This is a genomic window from Ruegeria sp. BF12 (genome assembly GCF_056538705.1).
Genome location: NZ_JBQFTP010000012.1, coordinates 95,905 through 114,453 on the forward strand (window position 1 = coordinate 95,905; position 18,549 = coordinate 114,453).

The 18,549-nt window shown below is 56.8% G+C and carries 16 protein-coding genes; 2 read left to right on the forward strand and 14 right to left on the reverse strand.

The features are described from left to right. Window positions 1-171: 171 nt before the first annotated feature. The 10 genes from petA to ACR0J0_RS17870 all read right to left on the reverse strand — a co-directional run bounded on the left by petA (window position 172) and on the right by ACR0J0_RS17870 (window position 8,955). A complete protein-coding gene (gene petA, locus ACR0J0_RS17825) occupies window positions 172-720 on the reverse strand; it encodes a ubiquinol-cytochrome c reductase iron-sulfur subunit (protein WP_170515728.1) in 549 nt (182 codons plus the stop codon). 59 nt (window positions 721-779) lie between these two features. After that, entirely contained in the window at window positions 780-1,310 is a 531-nt protein-coding gene (locus ACR0J0_RS17830) for a c-type cytochrome (RefSeq protein WP_171676548.1), read from the reverse strand. A 113-nt stretch (window positions 1,311-1,423) separates the two neighbouring features. Further along, entirely contained in the window at window positions 1,424-1,702 is a 279-nt protein-coding gene (locus ACR0J0_RS17835) for a DUF2933 domain-containing protein (protein WP_170515721.1), read from the reverse strand. Between the two features lie 17 nt (window positions 1,703-1,719). After that, the gene (locus ACR0J0_RS17840; protein ID WP_171676546.1) at window positions 1,720-3,033 is read right to left on the reverse strand and encodes an APC family permease; all 1,314 of its coding nucleotides are present in this window, start codon (window positions 3,031-3,033) and stop codon (window positions 1,720-1,722) included. After that, window positions 3,030-5,315 (reverse strand): copper-transporting P-type ATPase, encoded by a 2,286-nt coding sequence (locus ACR0J0_RS17845; RefSeq protein WP_171676571.1) that lies wholly within the window; start codon window positions 5,313-5,315, stop codon window positions 3,030-3,032. The genes ACR0J0_RS17840 and ACR0J0_RS17845 overlap by 4 nt, the downstream gene beginning before the upstream one ends. Before the next feature lie 132 nt (window positions 5,316-5,447). Beyond that, the gene (locus ACR0J0_RS17850) at window positions 5,448-6,497 is read right to left on the reverse strand and encodes a YncE family protein (protein ID WP_171676544.1); all 1,050 of its coding nucleotides are present in this window, start codon (window positions 6,495-6,497) and stop codon (window positions 5,448-5,450) included. Between the two features lie 132 nt (window positions 6,498-6,629). After that, complete coding sequence (locus tag ACR0J0_RS17855) at window positions 6,630-6,989, reverse strand: hypothetical protein (protein ID WP_171676542.1); 360 nt, start codon at window positions 6,987-6,989, stop codon at window positions 6,630-6,632. Window positions 6,990-7,073: 84 nt separating this feature from the next. Beyond that, the gene (locus tag ACR0J0_RS17860) at window positions 7,074-7,442 is read right to left on the reverse strand and encodes a hypothetical protein (RefSeq protein ID WP_157054266.1); all 369 of its coding nucleotides are present in this window, start codon (window positions 7,440-7,442) and stop codon (window positions 7,074-7,076) included. Beyond that, the gene (locus ACR0J0_RS17865; RefSeq protein WP_371810746.1) at window positions 7,439-8,161 is read right to left on the reverse strand and encodes a TVP38/TMEM64 family protein; all 723 of its coding nucleotides are present in this window, start codon (window positions 8,159-8,161) and stop codon (window positions 7,439-7,441) included. The genes ACR0J0_RS17860 and ACR0J0_RS17865 overlap by 4 nt, the downstream gene beginning before the upstream one ends. A 251-nt stretch (window positions 8,162-8,412) precedes the next feature. Continuing rightward, on the reverse strand, window positions 8,413-8,955 hold the full coding sequence (locus tag ACR0J0_RS17870) for an EF-hand domain-containing protein (RefSeq protein WP_253762181.1): 543 nt from the start codon (window positions 8,953-8,955) through the stop codon (window positions 8,413-8,415). A gap of 172 nt (window positions 8,956-9,127) precedes the next feature. Here ACR0J0_RS17870 and ACR0J0_RS17875 point away from each other — a divergent pair, with 172 nt between their 5' ends. After that, window positions 9,128-9,853 carry a response regulator gene (locus ACR0J0_RS17875; protein WP_171676540.1) on the forward strand — a complete coding sequence of 242 codons (726 nt, stop codon included), beginning with the start codon at window positions 9,128-9,130 and terminating at the stop codon, window positions 9,851-9,853. Further along, window positions 9,817-11,247 carry an ATP-binding protein gene (locus tag ACR0J0_RS17880; protein ID WP_254448066.1) on the forward strand — a complete coding sequence of 477 codons (1,431 nt, stop codon included), beginning with the start codon at window positions 9,817-9,819 and terminating at the stop codon, window positions 11,245-11,247. Before ACR0J0_RS17875 ends, ACR0J0_RS17880 begins: the two co-directional genes overlap by 37 nt. Before the next feature lie 73 nt (window positions 11,248-11,320). On the opposite strand, the gene ACR0J0_RS17885 is transcribed toward ACR0J0_RS17880, so the two are convergent. The 4 genes from ACR0J0_RS17885 to ACR0J0_RS17900 all read right to left on the reverse strand — a co-directional run bounded on the left by ACR0J0_RS17885 (window position 11,321) and on the right by ACR0J0_RS17900 (window position 18,250). Beyond that, a complete protein-coding gene (locus ACR0J0_RS17885; RefSeq protein ID WP_480665413.1) occupies window positions 11,321-11,941 on the reverse strand; it encodes a class I SAM-dependent methyltransferase in 621 nt (206 codons plus the stop codon). A 566-nt stretch (window positions 11,942-12,507) separates the two neighbouring features. After that, entirely contained in the window at window positions 12,508-12,849 is a 342-nt protein-coding gene (locus tag ACR0J0_RS17890) for a copper-binding protein (RefSeq protein ID WP_171676536.1), read from the reverse strand. A gap of 29 nt (window positions 12,850-12,878) precedes the next feature. Beyond that, a complete protein-coding gene (locus ACR0J0_RS17895; protein ID WP_171676535.1) occupies window positions 12,879-16,058 on the reverse strand; it encodes an efflux RND transporter permease subunit in 3,180 nt (1,059 codons plus the stop codon). Beyond that, on the reverse strand, window positions 16,055-18,250 hold the full coding sequence (locus ACR0J0_RS17900; protein WP_480665414.1) for an efflux RND transporter periplasmic adaptor subunit: 2,196 nt from the start codon (window positions 18,248-18,250) through the stop codon (window positions 16,055-16,057). Before ACR0J0_RS17900 ends, ACR0J0_RS17895 begins: the two co-directional genes overlap by 4 nt. Between the last annotated feature and the right edge of the window lie 299 nt (window positions 18,251-18,549).

An 18,549-nucleotide genomic window follows, 5' to 3' on the forward strand; every position in this document is an offset into this window, starting at 1 on the left:
GGAAGCCTTGATCTCCTCTTTTTCTGCACCTGCCACTCTGGGTCCGGCCTGGCGATAATCCGGTTCTCAAGCAACCCCGCTACCTTCCGTTCAAGGCCCGAATTGCGCCCATTTCTCACTGCTGAGTTCGATAGCGCTTACGATCGAACAGTTCTGATTTTCACCACGCTGTCACCCTATTTTTAGCCGCGTGTCGGTCACGAACTCGTAAGGGGGCAGATCGAGGTTGCGGGGCGCGGGGCCTTTCCGAATTCTGCCTGACGTGTCGTAATGTGAACCGTGACACGGACAGAACCAACCGTCCCAGTCTCCGGTGGGTTCGCTGCCACCCTGCCCGAGCGGTATGCATCCCAGATGGGTGCATACGCCAACAACTACCAGCCATTCAGGTCGCTGTACGCGCTCGGAGTCAGGTTGCGGGTCGATCATTGGTGCATCGTCTTCTGCCTTAGCCAGCGCGATCCGCTCTTTAGTCCTGTGGTCGATAAAGATCGGTTTGCCTTTCCATTTAACAGTGATCCTCGTTCCTGGTCCGACTCCTTCAAGATCTATGTCGACAACGGCTTGGGCGGAGATGTCTGCACTGGGGTTCATGCTGTTAACAAGTGGCCAGACCGCCGCGCCCATGGCCACGATGGCGGCACCGCCGGTGACGAAGTATAAGAAATCTCGCCGAGTTTCAGGCTCTGAAGGTGCCTGTCTTTCAGAAAATTCAGACATACTGTTCCTCCTGTGCGTCAGGACGGGTTCATCGAATGGTAGGACACGAACGACATTGATCAGTCGCTCTGTTTCTCTTCTTCACCCTGATGCTCCATTTCCGATTCATCGGAGTGATCTTCGTCGACGTCATGGTGCATCATTCTGGCGATGCCTTCCGGAATCTGATCTCGTGTCAGTTTTGCCTGTTCCCGTGCGTCATGGACAAAGGCGATGATGTCGGCCAGTTCCTGTCCGTTAAGCTCGATCTGTTCGCCCAGTTCTTTCTTTTGTAGTTCGACCATCGCAGCCGAACCGCGCCACATACGGGCGGCAAAATCAAAGGGGTTCATCATGTCTTCCATAGTGTCGGTATCCAGCGCCTGGGCGTCCTCGCCGCCCACACCGTTAACCGAATGGCAGACGATACAGCCTTTGTTGACAAACAGCGCCCTGCCCCGTTCGGCATTCATTTCAGGCATGATGAGCCCCATGGGCAATTGGTCCGTCGCCCGCAAGTGCTCAACTTCACCGTGCGAAGCCATTACAGGCAGTGCACCGGCCGTCAGGGGCAGTGCAATTGCGGCTATCCGTATTGGAGCTGCTAACATGGCAATTTCCCTTCCTTCTTGGATTACGTATTTGCTCTGCTCAGTTGGCCATTCCTACTCCTTGTTGCGCAGTGTTCTTGCCGCAAAGCCGCCAGCCATACAGGGCGCCGTTCTCAGTGTTTGCCGTGGCCGCGATGCATTAAGAAATGCATGCCCACGCAGACCAGCAAGAACAGCAACGGAGAACTGAGCAAAGGATAGAGTGTCTCGCGGTATTCCCAGCCCAGAACAGCGGCGCCCAACGCGATCGCAATGACAACCGGGAGCCAATTACGCTTGGCACCGTTGGCCGTCTGATCTTCGGTTTTGGGCGCTTCGGGCGTTTCGTCAGAGCTGACCCTTTCGGTCGTCTCCTGTGTGGCGCGAGTTTCGTCGAAATTTGATTGGGTCATAGCTGATTTGCCTCCTTTTAGATGATCCATTGTTTGAGAAAGATGCGCTCGTAGGCGAAGACCAAGCCGATGCCAGCAACGGCATAAACCACGATCATCGGATCCGAGCGTAGCTTGAGTATTGTGAACGCAGTCAGCACCACCGCATCCAGCGTCAGAGCGGTCAGCAAGACCCATCCCCGGGCGTTGATCTGACCGCGCAAGCGTCGCCAGACACCCCAATGCACCGCCATGTCCATCACCAGGTAGAAGAACGCCCCCAACGAGGCGATGCGAGACAGGTCGAACAACACCGCAAGCAGACCCGCAATCACGACCGTGTAGATCAGCGTGTGAGACTGGATGCTGCCCGTCATGCCGAAATGGCTGTGCGGGATCATCTTCATGTCGGTCAGCATCGCCAGCATCCGGGACACGGCGAAAACGCTGGCGATCAGCCCCGAGGCCGTTGCCACCATCGCCAGCGCAACGGTCAGGTAGAACCCGCCCTGCCCCAGCACCGGCTTGGCAGCCTCGGCCAGAGCATAGTCCTGCGCCGCGCGGATCTGCTCGGGCGGCAGGCTGACGCCGACCGCAAGGGCGACCAGCAGGTAGACCACCGCGCAGATCGCGATCGAAATCATGATGGTGCGCCCGACATTGCGGTGCGGGTCGACGATCTCAGCCCCGCTGTTGGTGATGGTGGTGAAGCCCTTGAACGCGAGGATCGACAGGGCCACCGAGGCGACGAACCCCAACGGCGCCGCCGGTTCCGAGCCCTGAACCTGCCAGGTTCCGCCCGCCGCCCAAAGTGCGGCGATGCCGAATATTGTGATCCCGCCGATCTTGAGCGCCGACATGATGATCGACCACAACCCCACCGACCGGTTGCCCGACCGGTTCACCGCATAGGCAAAGACGATCAGCGCAACCGCGACCAAAGGTACCAGCGGTCCGCTCTCGATGTTGAACGGGCGGAGCGCATAGCTCGCGAATGTACGCGCGACGAGGCTTTCGTTGATCACCATCGACAGCGCCATCAGCAGCGAGGCCGCCGCCGCAACCGCCCCGGGCCCGTAGGCCTTGGTCAGGATCATGGCGATGCCGCCCGATGAGGGCCAGGCGTTGGACATGGCGATATAGGTATAAGCGCTGAAACCCGTCACCACGGCCCCGACCACGAAGGACAGCGGAAACCACGGCCCCGCCAGCCCGGCGATCTGTCCGGTCAGTGCAAATATCCCCGCGCCGATCATAACGCCGGTACCCATGGCGACGGCCCCGGTCAGCGAGATTGATCCGGGCTTCAGCGCGCCATCGGCACCGTGCGTATTATGCTCGTGCGTGCTCAAATCTTCGCCCCCCGCAGTCGCAGCGCATTCAACACCACTGAAATCGATGAAGCACTCATAGCGAAGGCGGCGAACATCGGGCTGATCAGGATGCCGAAAAGCGGGAACAGAAGACCCGCCGCCACCGGAACGCCCGAGGCGTTGTAGATCAGGGCAAAGAATAGATTCTGCCGGATATTGCGCATAGCAGCGCGAGCCAGCCTTCGGGCGCGCACGATGCCATCGAGGCTACCGTTGACCAGCGTGAAGCCTGCACTTTCGATTGCTACGTCAGCGCCAGTCCCCATTGCGATGCCTACATCGGCCTGCGCTAATGCGGGTGCGTCGTTCACCCCGTCACCGGCCATGGCGACCTTTGCGCCTTTCTCCTGCAGTTCGCGAATTATTCGGGCCTTGTCCTCGGGTAGAACGTCGGCACGAATCTCGTCGATACCCAGACGTTCGGCCACCGCCTTTGCAGTGCGTTCGTTGTCGCCAGTCGCCATGATAATTCGGAAACCCAGCTCGTGCAGCGCCTTGAGGGCGGCGGGTGTTGTTTCCTTGACCGGGTCGGCGACGCTAACCAACCCCGCCACTGAACCATCAAGCGTCACGAACATCACCGTTTCGCCGTCATCCCGACGCGCATTGGCCTTGGCCGTCAGTTCGGCCGCCTCGAGTCCGAGATCGGTGACCAGTTTCAGGTTGCCGAGCGCGACGGGGCGGCCATCCACCGTGCCTTTCACGCCTTTACCAGTCACCGCCTCGAAGTCACTGGCGTCGGACAGGGCCACGCCACGTTCCTCGGCTCCTGTGACGATTGCCTCAGCTAACGGGTGCTCCGAGCCCTTCTCCAGCGTTGCGGCCAGCCGCAGCACCTCGACTTCGTCATGGCCAGGTTCGGGTAATATAGCCACAAGCTTTGGCTTGCCCATTGTCAGGGTACCGGTCTTATCGACAATCAATGTGTCGACCTTCTCGAACCGTTCCAGAGCTTCGGCATTTTTGATCAAAACTCCGGCTTGTGCACCTCTCCCCGTGGCCGTCATGATCGACATCGGAGTGGCCAGGCCAAGCGCGCACGGGCAAGCTATGATCAGTACCGACACCGCTGCGATCAAGGCGTAGGAGAGTGCCGGAGCCGGTCCCCAAACCGCCCATGCAATGAAGGCCAATACAGCGATGCCAATGACCGCTGGCACGAACCATCCGGCAACTTTGTCGGCGTATTTCTGGATCGGTGCGCGCGAGCGTTGCGCGTTGGCCACCATTTCGACAATCTGGGACAGCATTGTGTCAGAGCCCACTCGGGTTGCTTCGATCACAAGGCTACCGGTGCCGTTGATTGTCGCCCCTGTGACCGGCTCACCCTGTACCTTTTCAACCGGAACCGGCTCGCCAGAGATCATGCTTTCGTCAACAGATGAGCGCCCTTCGAGTACAATGCCGTCTACTGGCACCTTGTCGCCAGGGCGTACGCGAAGGCGGTCGCCTACCTGTACTTCTTCAAGCGGGATTTCCTCTTCACTGCTGTCAGGGCGGATAATGCGGGCGGTCTTTGCGGCCATGTCCAGCAAAGCGCGGATCGCCTTACCGGTGCCTTCGCGGGCCCGCAGTTCCATCACCTGCCCGAGCAGAACAAGTGTAACGATAACTGCGGCCGCTTCGAAATAGACCCCAACATGGCCTTCTGAATCTCGAAAACCGTCCGGAAATATGTGGGGCATCAATACGGCGACAACGCTGAACAGCCACGCGGCCGAAACCCCCATGGCAATCAACGAGAACATGTTTAGATTCATGGTGCGAAACGAATTCCACCCTCGTTCCAGAAATGGCCAGCCGCACCAAAGAACGACCGGAGTGCCAAGTATCAGTTCAATCCATAGGGTTGTACGCTCACCAAAAATCTCTCGCACGCCAGACAGCCCAACGTAGGGGCCCATCGTGAAAACCAAAAGCGGCAGCGTCAGAACCGCACCTACCCATAGGCGCCGGGTGAAATCCACCAGTTCCGGGTTCGGCCCCTCGTCCACCATCGCCGCGCTTTCCAGCTCCAACCCCATGCCGCAGAGTGGGCAGGACCCGGGATGGGTTTGCCGCACCTGCGGATGCATCGGGCAGGTATATACGGGTCCGTCATAGCCTGTCGGAACGATGTCATATTCACCGTTGTCGTCCGTCGCTCCATGATGCGCGGAATGGTGGTGATGCGCATGCGCATCCACCTCGCCCTCGGGCACAAGGTGCATCCCGCATTTGGGACAGTCGCCGGGCCCAGATTGACGCACGTCAGAATGCATGGGGCAGACGTAAGCGACCTCGGTCGGGCCGTTCGCGTGGATTCTGATGTCGTGGTCTTCTGTCATGTTCTGCTCCCTGGTTTAAGCTTTGGTCGTAGAGCCGTTTAATTACACAATGCCGGGCACAGTCCTTCAGGGCAGAACAACCATCTGGTGGCCCTCACCCAGTATCGGCACTTCGGTAATAGCCGTCAGGCTGACTTGATCGACGATCCAGACCTTCGGTTCGGTTCGGCTTGATACCATCACCTTGCTTGAGTTCGGTATGGGCGTCAGGTGATAAGGTGCCGGTGACAGGTTGGTCGATCGCTGTTTGCCCGTAGCAAGATCAATCGACAACAACCGGTCGGTGCCTTTGGCGGCCACGAACAGTACGCCCTCGCGGTCGGACAGGCCGATCCCGTGCAACTCGCCTCCAATGTCATAGGTTTCGGTGACAGAACCGCTGGCAAGATCTACGCGGAAGGCCTTGCCACCATCACTGTCGGCTACGAAGGCGGCGCTGCCGGTGGCGTTAAGTACAAGATGCTCAGGGCCTTCGCCGACGGGGATGTTGCGTACGACGAAGCCTTTGACGACATCTACTTCGCTAAGTGTACCATTGCCGGTATTGGTGACATAGACCCTGTCGCCGTCAGGCGCGAATACCGCATAGTTGGGCATTGGCCCGGTTGCTACGAAACCAAGGAAGCTGAGCTTATCGAGATCGACGATCGAAATACCGTCACCGCCTGGATGGGTCGCCACCGCGAACCGCCCGTCGGGCGACACCGCGGTGTGATGCACCGCACCTGGAACCTCGATCTGGCGGACGACCTCGCGTGTTTCCGCATCAAGGATCGTCAGCAGGCTCCGCCCCTTGTCTTTGGGCAACGCGGTGACATCGCGCTTGGCGTGGTGCGCAGCGTGTTCATCCTCGGACATACCTTCGGGCTTTGGTGGCGTTGTGGCCTCGGTTTCTGCGTAGCTGCCTGCGACCAGGTACTTAACGTCGGGCGCGCCTGCCAGCCCATGGACCGCCACGAGCCTCGGCAGCCGCTCGACGGTCTTGCCGGTTTCGGAGTCGATCACCAGAACCGAGTCCGCGCTGCCTTCGGGAATGAACACGGTTGACGCCAGCGTGAGAGAGGGCGCGGTCAAAGCTACTACGGACAGGCCAGCGGCCAGATTGAACAGGGTCATTTAGGTTTCCTTTCGTCAACTGAAACGCGCGCATTGGCGGGCACGTGCAGAAAAATCCGGTAGATGACGGCCATCAGGAAGGGCGTCAAAAGCAGGGTCAGAGCGATGGCCTTCATGGCTTTGTCCTTTCAATCAGTTGAGTTTTGTGCGAGCCGCAAAGACATTGAACAGTCCGCCGAACAGCAACGCGGCGTACCAGCCGTAGAGAAACGCCCACAACAGTCCCAACAGGAATGAGGGCAGGCTGAGCCAGGTCACTCCGGGCATCAGGCCGATCCAAGTCCGGTACATGGCAAAACTTGGAAAGATCAGGTCAAAGGCCACGCACAGCAGGTAGGTTGCGGCCAGAAACAGGCTGAGCGCCCAGCCAAGGGTTATCACCGGAACACCCGGCTGATGTTCTTGTATCCCCATCACACAGGAGCCACAGGCCAGGCGCAACAGTGCGAATAGCACCGCGCCCGTGACGAAAAAGTACAGAATGGCAAGCATGGTAAGTGTCCTGAACCGAGTTGGGCCGCAATCAACGGCTTGGGCAAGACCCCGGAGCGAATCCGGGGCCATTGCCGGTCACGTTCAGGACAGGTTTGGCGGATGTGGTAGTGGGGCGACCGGCAGGCTTGCGCGTGGCCGGAACCGTTCTGGCGCCACGGGCGTAGCAATACGCATCGAGAGCAATTCAGGTGCCGCCATAACTGCCATCGCATAGCAGCCCGGGTGCACTGAGCAGTCTAATTCTTCTGATGGATGAGACGCGGGATACCCACCGCTGTCATCGATCACAAGCTCGGCCTGGGTGGCGGCCTTCGCGATGTCATGTCCGGCATGGGACGGCACAACAGAGATCAGCATCGAAACCACCAACGCACAGATCAACAGGACCTGCAGCCGGCCCATGGCTCGGGCCGTCCGTGTCGCAGTTGATATCCATTGTGCGCGGATCACTTAGGGTTTCCTCCATTCTCCAACAGTTTAGGGCCGCTTGGACCGGTCGCATTGATCTGGCTCAATTCGTGGTCTGAAGAGCCAACGGGCATCTTGCGATTCCAAGCCAACCAAATAAGTGGCGCCCCCGTCAACAGCCCAAGCCCGATAACCGCAAGGCTGGTGCCGCCTGTCGCGGTTTCGGTAATCTGGCTGCCCAGATGGGCCAGAACGAAACTGGCCGGCAGGAGTCCAGCCAAGGTGGCCAGGGCGAACCGCCAAAATTGAAGTTGGGTCAGACCGGCGGCATAGCTGACCATGTCGAAAGAAACGAAAGGCATCAGGCGGCTGGTGAACACGGTCAACATCAGGGCATTCTGCGATCCAAGCAACCCCATGTCCAGCTTGTCGCCGAACCACCGGCGCAGCGCGTCGCGCCCCAACCAACGGGCTATCAGGAACGCCAGCAGCGCCCCCAACTCCGCCCCGATAGCAACCAATGCGGTTCCCAGCCCATGCCCATATGCCACCCCGGCAGCGACAGCGATCGGAGCGCTGGGGATTGGGCTGGCAACCACTGCGGCTGTCATGAAGCCGATGATGACAACGGGTCCGAACGGGCCGGCCCAATCCACCCACGCAGTAATGACTTCGCGCGATAGTCCTGCGTCCAACGCGCCAGACAGCCACAACCAGATGGTGGCGATCAGAAACGCGATCAAAACCGCGATGAAAACCAAACGGCTATTGCTGTGTAGGCCTTCCAGCTTTCGTTCCTCCTATGACATAGCCCTCCACCCCTATACGGGAGTGACGGATTCCGAGGTCACTTAGCGATGTATTTGACCAGTGCCACGATCGCCAGAACGATCAACACTGCAATCAGCGACATCCAAATCATGCCAAACCCCATTCCAGCGCCATACCCCATCATCGCTTTGTTCCTCAGTGGTTTGTGCCGAGTGCGATGACCCGGCTACACGGTTGCGTTTCAGTTGTTGGTTTCAGAAGCCTTTGTCACAGGTTTCGAGGCCTTCATGCCGTGTTTCGGCGACATCGTCTTCGCGCCTTTCTCGATTTCCCCTGTGGTCACCGTGCCATCGCCATTGGCATCCAGATGCTGAAATCGGTCCACCATGGTTTCACGGATCATTCCGGAATGCAGCGCTTCGAACTCATCAATCGACAGGTTGCCATCTCCATTAACGTCATGCGCCTGCATCCGGGCCTTCAGACCTTCGGCGATCTCAGATTCGCTCGGGCGACCGTCCTCGTCCATGTCCAGAACCGCCAGCCAGTTGCCGCCCATCATACCCTTACCATGCATACCACCCATCATCTGGCCATGCGTTTTCATCATCATTTGCATCATGCCTGCGTGATCGCCCATCATCCCGCCGGGCGCACCCTGCATCATGCCGCCCTGATGGCCCTGCATCTGCGCGCTGCTGCCATGCTGACCGGCGGCAAGCGCGGGCAGCGCCATCAAAGTCGCGGCAAAGGCTCCGGCGGCCAGCGTGAAGGTAACTTTCATGACTTTCACCTCTCGGGTTTTTGTTTCTACACAAAGCATATGGCCGCCCTCGGCCGCGCCACCACCCCCCTACTCAACCCGGTTTGTATCGTTGTGTCGCAGCCGGCCCAACTGATACAAAGGGTTACAAAAAAGCCGGGATTTGTACCGCGCCGGGGCCTATGATCGCGCCATGACCGAAGCACCACATATCTTGATTGTCGACGACCACCGCGAAATCCGTGATGCTGTCAGCCGTTATCTGGAAAAGAATGGGTTGCGCGCCAGTACCGCGCGCGACGCAACCGAGATGGACGCGCGACTGGCGGCCGGTCGGATTGACCTTATCGTACTCGACATCATGATGCCGGGCGAAAACGGATTGTCGGTCTGCCGCCGCCTGTCCGCGGCCGGTGGCCCGCCGATCCTGATGCTGACAGCCCTCAGCGATGATACCGACCGTATCGTGGGTTTAGAGATCGGCGCCGATGACTACCTGCCCAAACCATTTAACCCACGTGAATTGCTGGCCCGGATCAAGGCGATCCTGCGGCGTTCCGAAACCACCGTCCCCCCGGCTGGCGATCTGAGCGGCAAACGGATCGCGTTTGGAAGCTGGGTACTGGATGCCGACAGTCGCACTTTGATATCCGCCGAAGGGGCCGAAGAAAGTCTGACCACCGCCGATGTCCGGCTCCTGGCCGTATTCCTGCAGCGGCCCCGCAAACTCCTGTCACGCGACGAACTGCTGGATTTGACCGCCGGCCGCAGCCCGCACTTGTTCGACCGTACGATCGACAACCAGGTCAGCCGCTTGCGTCGCAAGATCGAAGCCGACCCAACGCGCCCGAAGCTCATCACCACGGTAAGAGGTGGCGGTTATTGCCTGTCGACCGACGTGAGCGAGCTTACGGGATGAAAGCCTTTGCCCAAAGTCTGCGCGGTCAGCTTATCCTTTTGATCATCGCCGCGCTGGCTGCCGCGCAACTGGTCAGCCTGTGGCTGTTCGTCGACGAACGCTCAATGGCAGTGCACATGGCCCTTGGCCTGGAAACCGCCGGACGCGCCGCAAACATCGCGCGGCTGATTGAAGAAGCTCCACCCGAGATGCACGACGCGATCCTGCGGGCGGCAAGCTCTCCACTGGTGCGTTTCAGCCTTACAGATACGCCCGCGGTCGATCACACCGGGCATAGCGCTGGTGGGACGGTCGAAAACACAATCCGCAGAATTCTGCCAGGCTATGAAAACCGTCCCATCCGGGTAGAGTTGCATGAGTTCTCTCCTGATATGCTGCCGGTCGAAGGTGTTCCGTCCACAATGGCTGAAATGCACATGGCAATGATGCGTGATCACGTTTCCGCAATTGAAATGCAGCTGTCGATCGCTCTGACGACCGATCAATGGCTCAACGTGGATACCCGGTTCCATAACCCTCCTCTGCAATGGCCTTTGCAGTCCTTCGTCAGCTTCGGTTTCACTGCAACTTTAATTCTTGGAGCAGCCATTTGGTTTCTACTGACACGGCTGACCGGCCCGTTGCGCCGCCTGTCACTGGCTGCAGACCAGTTTGGTCGCGGTGAAGACGTCCAGGAACTGACGGTTTCTGGTCCGACCGAGGTGCGAGATTTGACGCAGGCGTTCAACCATATGCGTGACAGGTTGACTCGCTATGTTGCCGATCGGACCAGACTATTGGGGGCGCTGGGTCACGATTTGCGGTCGCCTCTGACGGGATTGCGGGTTCGCGCCGAACTGGTGGAGGAAGAGGAGACCCGTGACCATCTGATCGAGACCATCGAGGAAATGCAGGATATGGTGGACTCCACCCTGTCATTTGCCAAGGGCGTAGCCACGCGCGAACCTTCCAGTACCGTCCCAATTGGTGAATTCGTAACCAAAACGACCGAAGACATTGTGCAAGCCGGCAACGTGGTTGAGGTATCGGTAGCAGACAATCCGGCCGTCACGCTTCGACCGATGCTGATGAAGCGAGCTCTGCGCAATATCATTGAAAACGCCTGCCGGTATGGTGCCCGGGCCGACGTCTCGGTCAAGCAAGAGGGGAATGAGGCAAAAATATTGATCCAGGATCAGGGCCCCGGCATCCCCGAGCATATGCTTGATGCGGTATTCGACCCATTTGTGCGGCTTGAAACATCCCGCTCGCGAGAGACTGGCGGAACCGGCTTGGGGCTGTCGATCGCACGTACGATCATCCAGTCGCACGGTGGCACAATAGAATTGCTAAACAGAGAAACTGGCGGCTTGTGCGCTAAGGTGGTTCTGCCAGTTTTTGAGGGCCAAACGTAACTTGTGAACACAATAGGCATGTTCCGAAAGCTTATTGGAAGCCCACCACTTTGGGCCAGCTTCAGGTGTGGGCTCAACCGCAGCGGCGGAGAACACTGAACTGGAAAGACTGACTTTCCCCCCAAGAGGTTTGGTGCAGGTGATGGCGATGCGCGACGAGTTCAAAGTGGTCCTCGAAAAGCATGGCGATATCGCTCGGACTATAGCGGGCGACCGGGAGACCACTGCAAGTCTCCGGCCCATCAAGTGCAAACGTAGCAATGATCGCATGGCCGCCAATTTTTACCCCTCTCTTCACTCTTTCCATATAGGCCGCGCGTTGCGATGTATCCACGAGAAAGTGAAAAACCGCCCTATCATGCCAGACGTCATATCTGCGATCGGGGACCCAAGAAGTTATATCTGCGGAAATCCAAGTGACTGTTTCAGCGGCGCGCCCCAACCTTTCCCGGGCCGTGTCCAACGCGACCTGCGATAGATCGAGAACTGTCACGTCATGGAGCCCCTTCGCAAGCAACGCTCCAGCAAGACGAGATGTACCCCCGCCAATGTCGATGACGGATGAAGGCTTAGACACTCTGATCAACTCGATGAGTTCAAGCGATATCTCCGGATCATCCTCGTGCCAACTCAATTGGGTGTCAAACTTCTCGCCATAGACATCGTCCCAGTGCTCTCTTGTGTTAGCTGTCATGTCGTATCGTTTTCCCAAGTCGTCGCCCTGAAGATATCCTCATTTTGACCGCTCCGCGCTGCGTTTTCGACTGAAGCAAAAACCAACAAGGCAACGCCCCAGACAATTCGACGCTGGTCCGTTGAATGGCCGCGTGAAGTCATCTCAGCGACAATGTAGTACACACATTCCAATTGTGAAATGTTTTAGGTGGGATTTGCTTGTCGGTCAGATTCCCACTGGGCTGCGCAAGCAACTCCAGAATTTAGCGCAAGTTTAACTGCAGTGGCGCGGGGCGGAGATACCGAAGCGTTGGCAGTTTCTGTACTGCTTGCCTGGATTGCTCTGTTCCTTCAGAGTAGCCGGAAGATTTTCTGAGCTTTGGAGCTTCAATCAGTCAACGAATTGCTTATTGCGCCTTTAACCGACAATGGACTGATAACTTATGAGCAGAGCCACAGATCGTTAAAATACGATTTGGTTCTTGAGTGGCTCCTACTCCATTTCTCTTAGTTCATAGAATTTCCTACGGTCCTTGAAACGGCGAACAATCACATCATTGGTGAATAGCTGCCGCATCAACAGACTCAGTTTTTCATGATCGCGCCGATCGCATACATACCACCATCGCTTTTGACCAACATCAGTGTGACTTCGTCACCGGCGCTAATCTCACCCATCATCTGGGCATTCTCAAGAAGCTGCAAATCCATCGTCATCGCGGGCCACCCGATCTCGGGGATCGGATCATGGCTGACGTTGGCGGTTTCGTCGCCAATTGAGTTCACCAAAGCTTTTGCGTGAACCGCCCCTTCCATCTGTTCGGACGACATGGACATGTTGGAATGGTCCATGTCGTGGTTCGTTTGCGCGAAGCTGGTTGTCGTAGACACGGCCAAAAGGGCCACAATAGCAGTCAAAGTTTTCATCAGATGCTCCTGTTTCAAGGTTGTGGGTATTATTCTGCCGGAAGCGCAGGGGGCACTTCCTGGATCGTGTGGGAGATCTCTCGGTTCACGCGATTGAGCGCGAGCCGTTTCCAAATCACGAATATTGCGGGAATGACGAAAAGCGTGAGAAGGGTTGCTGTCACCATGCCCCCAATCATCGGCGCAGCGATCCGCTGCATGATTTCAGAGCCTGTACCGGTGCCGTACATGATGGGTATCAGTGCTGCGAAGATCGTGGCTACGGTCATTACCTTCGGCCGAACCCGAAGAACGGCGCCTTCGAACACCGCGTCTTCGATATCGTCACGTGTCAGCTTTCGCTGTTCCGATTGCGCCAGCCCACGACGTTTCTCCCAAGCAAGATTGAGGTACAGCAACATGACAATCGCTGTTTCCACCGCAACTCCCGCCAGCGCGATGAAACCCACGAGTACAGCTATCGAAATATCGAAGTTAAGATACCACAGGAACCAAACCCCACCTGCCAATGCGACCGGAAGCGCCGCAAGAATTATCCCGACCTCAATCACTCGATTGAACGCCAAGAAAAGCATGAGCGTGATAATTAGTAGGGTTGCAGGAGCAACGATCGTCAGCCTGTCCTGCATTCTCTCTATGTACTCATACTGCCCCGACCAAGTCAGCGAATAACCTGGAGGCAGGTTGACCTTTTCTGTAACCACTTCTTGTGCTTCGGCCACATATCCGCCCAGGTCGCGCCCCGCTATGTCGATGAACACGAACCCGGTTCGTCGAGCGTTCTCCGATCGAATCATTCCCGGCCCGTCAACTATTCGAATATCGGCGAGAGCAGACAGTGGCACATGAGCACCCGACGGTGTGACGACAGGAAGATTTTCGAGCCGTTCCGGGCTGTCTCGCCATGCTTGAGGGTACCGTAGGTTTATCGGAAACCTCTCCAGCCCCTCTACAGATTCCGACACTTGCATACCGCCAATTGCGGTCTGAACTACGTCCTGAACTTCTCGAACACTCATCATGTATCGGGAGGCGGCATCTCGTTTGACGTCGATTTCGATGAAACGCCCGCCAACAGGTCGCTCTGCGTAGGCGGAAGCCGTCCCTTCAATATCAGCGACCGCACGTTCTACTTCGATCCCTATATCTGTAATGACCTCCAAGTCGGTGCCGGATATTTTGACACCGACAGGAGTACGGATACCTGTCGCAAGCATATCGATGCGGTTCTTGATAGGTTGGATCCAAACATTTGTAACGCCCGGAACCTGAACGATACGATCGAGCTCATTCCGGATTTTCTCCATTGTCATGCCGGGGCGCCATTCTTCTTCCGGCTTGAGTTGGATTGTGGTCTCCACCATCGTTAGAGGTGCTGGATCGGTTGCAGTCTCCGCACGCCCAACTTTACCGTGAACAGTTTCGACTTCAGGCACGGTAGCTATCAGGCGGTTGGTCTGCTGCAGTACCTCACGGGCTTTTCCCGTCGAGATCCCGGGGTAGAAGCTCGGCATGTAGAGAAAATCACCTTCGTTCAACTCGGGCATGAATTCAGAGCCAATTCTCTGGTACGGGTACCACATGGACGTCACCAGAACGCCGGCCAACAGTGTTGTTGCCCATGGCCAGGCAATTGCCGCGTCCAGAAATGGGCGGTACACGAACACGACCAAGCGATTTAGCGGATTTTTTCGCTCCGGTAGAATACGCCCCCTTACAAAGTAACCCATCAAGACCGGAACCAACGTTATCGAAAGGATGGCGGCTGCAGCCATGGCGTAGGTCTTGGTATAAGCGAGTGGCGAGAAGAGCCTACCTTCCTGATTTTCCAGAACGAAAACAGGCAAAAAACTAACCGTGATAATCGCCAGAGAATAAAAAAGGGCTGGTCCCACCTCAGAAGCGCACTCTTGCACAATCCGCCATCGGTTCTCTGCTGTGAGCTTTTCTTTTTCCAACCGCCTGTGCATCGCCTCGATCATCACAATCGATGCGTCGACCATCGCACCAATAGCGATGGCTATGCCGCCGAGCGACATGATGTTTGCGTTTACTCCTTGTGCCTTCATCAGAATAAATGCGGCAAAGATGCCCAGCGGGAGCGACAGAAGAATCACAAGGGATGACCGCAGATGAAGTAGAAAAGCCGCGCACACAAGAACAACGACGATGAATTCCTGCGTCAGTTTCTTCTGGAGGTTATCGATAGCACGCTCGATCACACCAGATCGGTCGTAGGTCGTTATGATTTCGACCCCTTCCGGCAGGTTTGAGCGCAACTCTTCTATGCGCGCTTCCACCGCTTTGATCGTCGCTAACGCGTTCCCACCCCATCGCAGGATGACCACTCCGCCAACCGCGTCTCCTTGCCCGTCGAGCTCCCCGACACCACGGCGCATTTCAGGCCCCAGGCGGATTTCAGCAACGTCTCCAAGCGTCAGAGCGGCGCCGCGCTCGTTGACCATCAATGGCGCGCTTGCAAGGTCTGATAATTCATCAATGTAGCCCGATGACCTGACCATGAATTCGGCTTCACCCATCTCAATGACGCTGCCGCCCGTCTCGCGGTTGGCCGCCTGAATAGCCGTCCTCAGTTGCGCAAGTGTTATGTCATAGGCACGTAGTTTATTTGGGTCGACGACGACCTGGTACTGTTTGACCATTCCGCCGATGGTGGCGACTTCTGAGACGCCTTCCACGGCTTGTAATTCGTATTTCAGAAACCAATCCTGCAGAGTCCTGAGCTGAGCCAGATCATGATTTCCGGTTCTGTCAACCAGCGCGTACTGATAAATCCACCCGACCCCTGTCGCATCGGGGCCAAGTTGTGGAGACACACCTTCAGGTAAGCTACCGGTAATCTGGCCCAAGTATTCGAGCACACGCGACCGAGCCCAGTAGAGGTCCGTCCCGTCCTCAAAGACGACATATACAAAGCTGTCTCCAAAGAACGAGAACCCGCGAACGTCTTTTGCACCGGGTACGGCCAATAAGGCCGTCGCCAATGGATATGTAATTTGGTTTTCGACAACTTGAGGTGCTTGCCCGGGATATGGCGTGCGAACAATTACCTGGACATCCGACAGATCCGGGATTGCATCAACGGGCGTCTCACGAATGGCCCAAATACCCGCAACTCCTATCATGAATGCGAGGGCCAAGATGATGAACCTGTTGGCGAGAGAAGAACGAATGATTGCCGTGATCACTGCGTAACACTCCCATCAAGCGCGACCTCTAACAGCGTCATCGAAAAGTCGGGATTGCGGCGAAGGATCAAAGAAACATCAATCCCTACAGGCAAATTAGAAACCTCAATCCCCTCCGCAACCGGGAAATCCATGGTCATGCCCGGCATGCCGATCTCGGTCATTGGACCGTGTGTTACGTTCGCGGTACGCGCATTCGGGTCGATACTGTTAATTCGGCCAGAAACCTGAAGCGGCGGTGCAATAGGCGTTGCCGCAGCCAACACCATCGTCATGCCATCTGCACGCGCGAAAGTCAGAGTCATTTCAGAACCGACTTCGAGCATGTTTGGGTCCAATGTTGGCTCTAATGGGAAATCCATGGTCATTCCCGGCATCCCAATCTCAGTCATCGGTCCGTGAGTGATAGTTGCAGTCCCTGCCTCAGCATTGACGAGGTTGATCGTGCCGGTGACAACAATCGGTGGAGCAGAAGCTGTGATGGTTTCTTCGGGTTCAACTGAATCCGTCGGCGGCGAGCCCTCTTCGCGAACTGCCACAATCGAGAACATCCCCCCTTCTCCCTCAGCCAGATCAAACTCAATTGGCATGTCGATTGGCACGGTAGTGAGATCTACTCCCACAACAGGCAAATCCATTGTCATGGCGGGCCAACCGAGCTCGGGGATCGGTCCGTGCTCAAGCGTCAATTTGCCGTCTGAAGTGACGGCGCGCGCGATTCCGGCTCCAGTTCCGGCAATACCATCGTCTGGTGCAAGCTCCATCAAGCTCAGAAGCCCATCCGCACCCCTCGCGATCACGAAAGCAACCGCGTCGCCAGAATTCAAACGGTCGAGCGAAACACCAGACCTAACCGGAAACTGCGAAGTCATTGCGGGCCAATCGAGGCTTTCGAGAACATCGTGACGAACAGTTGCCATACGATTTTGGGCATCGAGTGAAACCAGGGTACCTGCCCCGCGTGCTGGTTCGGTGTCCGTTGGTGCCATACGCGTGAAGCCGGCGCTCAAAGCACTTTCACTGTCGATTAGAAACTGTGCGGATGCGACAACTTCCTCGCCGGGTTCAAGCCCTTGTAGAACTTCTGTTCGTCCCCCCTCGCCGAAACTGTCTCGAAGACCTGTAGTCACCAGTCTCGGGCGAAAGGTACCATCGCCCGTTTTCAAGATGACGCGTTCCGCCGAACCAGTACGAATTAGCGCCTCTGATGGAACAGTGAGAACATTCCGGCTTTCATCCGGTATAAGACTAACACTGCCAAACATGCCCGGCCGCAGCACGCCGTCGGTGTTATCGAAACTCAGTCTGACGGGAAGAGTTCGGGTTTGCGGATCAAGCTCAGGGTAAACATAGTCGATGTCGCCTTCGAAGGTGCGACCGGGTAGGTGCTCGAACCTTGCTATCGCGCGCATATCTTCCGACAAACGTGCAATATCTCGTTCAAATACATCAACGATCAGCCATACTTCAGAAAGATCGGTTACCGAAAAAGCAAGCGTGCCTGGCTGCAGGTACATGCCATCGGCGGCATTCAGAGCTATGACGACACCGTTTTGAGGTGCCTCAATTTCCACATTTCGAACCAACTCACCGCCCGCCTCAATCTCAGCAACCTGACGAGCGGACATACCGTGGCTGATCAACTTATTGCGCGCCGCGTCCAAAATCCGCGGGTCACCAGCTTCGACTGCGCGTACAAGATCGCCGGTCGCAGCTGCGATCAGTGGTGAAAAGAGTTCAAATAAAACTTGCCCCTTCTCAACGCGATCACCGACCGCTCGAACTTTCAGTTGCTCAATCCAACCTTCAACACGCGTATGAACGTGATTGGTCAGGTGTTCGTCAAAGCCGACGAAACCCACCGTTTCGATGCGAGGTTCGATATCAGTCATGCGTGCAACCGCAGTTCGCACACCAATTGCGTTGATTTCCGCAGCGCTCAGGGTGACTTCTTCAGGGTCGCCGGTAGGTTCCTGCCCAGAATAAACCGGGATCAAGTCCATACCCATAGGCGATTTTCCAGGTCCAGGCTGCCGAAAATTCGGATCCATCGGAGCTACCCAATAAAGGACTTCTGGTTCATTCGACTGGCCCTGATCAATTGGATTCAGGTACAGTCTTTCAAGAATGACACCTCCACCCAGGCCAAACGCCAAGGCAAGTACTGATAGTGCCGCATATCTTCCACGCATAATAATCTCCCGACGGTCGCAATGAATGCTGGAACCGAAACAACATGAAAACCCGCGCTTGCGGGCCTGAGGATGTCAGGAGATTTGAGGAGGACGATCGGGAGTCAGAGGTCCCTGAGACAGATGGGTGTCCGAATCCATGTTTCGGTTTTGCTGCCCGAAAGCTGTAGCCAACACAGCAACACTCACTTGGGTAGGATATTCACCAACGCAGCAGATGCCGGAATGACATTCTCCGCTGTGATTTACGTGGCTATCCGTGTGGATTTGGCCAGTCGTCGGATGCAAACCGCTATGGT